At 36.5% G+C, this 2,326-nt stretch carries 2 protein-coding genes and 1 pseudogene; all 3 read right to left on the bottom strand.

All coding sequences use genetic code 11. The features are described from left to right. Positions 1–926: glycosyltransferase family 4 protein (locus AACY61_RS12590; protein WP_339611929.1), on the bottom strand; the 926-nt coding region annotated here is incomplete at its 3' end. Positions 927–931: 5 nt separating this feature from the next. Next, positions 932–2,155: a hypothetical protein gene (locus AACY61_RS12585; protein WP_339611928.1), complete on the bottom strand. Its 1,224-nt coding sequence runs from the start codon at positions 2,153–2,155 to the stop codon at positions 932–934. Position 2,156: 1 nt separating this feature from the next. After that, a pseudogene (locus AACY61_RS12580) lies at positions 2,157–2,326 on the bottom strand (30S ribosomal protein S12 methylthiotransferase RimO); the annotation flags it as partial.

Raw genomic sequence — 2,326 nt, 5'->3', positions numbered from 1 at the left:
ATCTTATCATCAAGCCCTTCAATTCCTATTGTTGATGTAACAAAAGGAGTTCCATATTGCATCGCGTCCATTAATTTTCCCTTTAAACCGGCGCCAAATCGCAAAGGTGCCACTAAGACTCTTGCGTTTTGAAATACATGTTGTGCATCCTTAGTCCAACCGGCAATATGGAATCGGTCTTCCGGTTTGTGTAGTTGGTTAATTTGTGGCCCTGCATATGCACCGAAGCAATATAACTCGGCATTTGGCAGTTTTTTAGAAATTAGTGGCCAAATACTTTTTTTCAATTGCAAGACCGCATCAACATTTGGGCGATGCCTATAGTTTCCGATAAAAATAAAATGATTTCGTTTATGAAAACCCGGCAAGGATTCCTTTTTAATTGGCTTGGGGATGAAGGGTAAATAGTATAAAAGAGTGTCTTCAATTTTAAATTCCTGTATCAATAGTTCCATCTCAAAACTTGAAATAATCAAAGATAAATCACAACGGTAAATGCTTGCAATTTCGCGTAATGTGATATCAGAGTTTTTATAATTTAAAGGAATAGTATCTTTTAATGCTTTTTCTCTTGCAAATCTTAGAAAGTGCAAATCCTCCGTATCTAAAATTTTGATTGCATCAGGGCAGTGTTCAGTTATTCGCCAACCAAACTGCTCTTCAGAATAGAATCGATCAAATAAAACCACATCAGGGTTGAGTGTTTTTATAAAATCATCAAATGCAGCATTATTGAGTTGTACTGACAGTTCTTGAATTCCGAGTTTAGTTAAATCTTCAGAATGGACTGTTTTTTCAGCAGCTGAAACAAAAGTGATTTGATATTTATACTTTAAAAAAGCTTGAATAAGCTCCATCATTCTTACCCCTGCCCCGGTAGTTTTTGGCTCGGGCCAGTTATATCCAATAATGAGCAGTTTTTGCATACCACTTAATTTTCAAAATCATTTATTGAAAAGCGTGTCGTTTTAATATGTTTTATTTCGTTTTTAAATAATGTCCAGGCGAAATAAATTTCATTATTAAAAACGACCATTTGCGGAAAACCCGATCCCCTGGATTCTGAAGTATTTGTAAGTGTTTTAATTTCACCTAATTCACCGTTTAATGTTACATTTCTAAACTTAATATATGTAGAATCATCCACAACTTCCATCCAGGAAACCACCGCATTTTGAGTATCGATCAGAGCCACATCTACTCGACCTATTGGGTTTCCAGAATCTAACCTCATCGGTTTGTTAAAATCAGCTCCGTTATTTGTTGAAAAAGCCAGGTTTACTTTGCTTTCATCCTCTGCTGCAGTAAACCAAGCCACGGCAACAACATTATCAATCGCATCAACTCTGGGTCCGTTGACAGGGCACCCGTGTATTTGCCAATTATCATTGTGAACAGAAACAGGTGTTGACCAAATACCTTCTTCTAATCTCACTATGGAGATATCCCTTACTTCACCCTCTAAACGATCTCTATAAACCACAACAGGACCATTTGCAGTCATTGCAGATGAAGTCTGACAACAATCACAAACCCTGTCATCAATTAAAAGTTCACTTTCCAGGCTTCCATCAGGATTTACAATTGCCGAGCGTAAAGACATTGCTCCAGCACCATGGGAATGACTTCCTCCGGTTGTATTTCTTCCATCCAGCCAATTTACCAGGAATTGACTATTACCAAAAGGTATATAAGAAACAAAACCGTGTTCCGTTTTTGTAGTATCGCTATGAATTTTTAAAGGTTTTGACCAGGAGTCTTTTTCTTTCTTTTGAGTGATTATCACGTCATAAGCAAAAGTAGCTGTGTCTGACTTTTGAAGAAAATGTGCAATATAGTTTTCTCCATTTTTAGCTATCTGAGGATAATCGGCCCAGTTTATAAACCAGTCTGCGCCAGAAGCAATCACTTCGGGTGTTGACCAACTATCAGAATCCAATTTTGAAAAATAAAGTGTTGCCAAACCGGCATTTTCTGAAATAAAAGACAGCAATAGGTCTTTACCATCAGAAAAAAGATAGGGCAAAGAGCTGTTGCCTATTTCTGGCAGTTGTATTTCACTAAATGAGGCTGATTCTTTTTCCTTAGTTGGCTTAGGAGTTTCTTTGCAGGAAAAAAACAAACAAGCTATACCTAAAAAGAGAATTTTATTCATATTAATTGTTCTTAACCGGCACGCCATATAAATCAAAATCGGCAGCATCAGTAATTTTCACAAATGTAAAATCACCGGTTTTTAAAAAATGTTTTGATGCATCTATTAAAACTTCGTTATCTACATCAGGTGAATCAAACTCAGTTCTACCTACAAAGTAGTTACCTTCTT

Origin of the sequence: uncultured Planktosalinus sp. (genome assembly GCF_963973675.1) — a bacterium.
Taxonomy (GTDB): Bacteria; Bacteroidota; Bacteroidia; order Flavobacteriales; family Flavobacteriaceae; genus Planktosalinus.
Note: the sequence above shows the minus strand (reverse complement) of the source record. Positions and strands in the feature narration are given on the sequence as shown.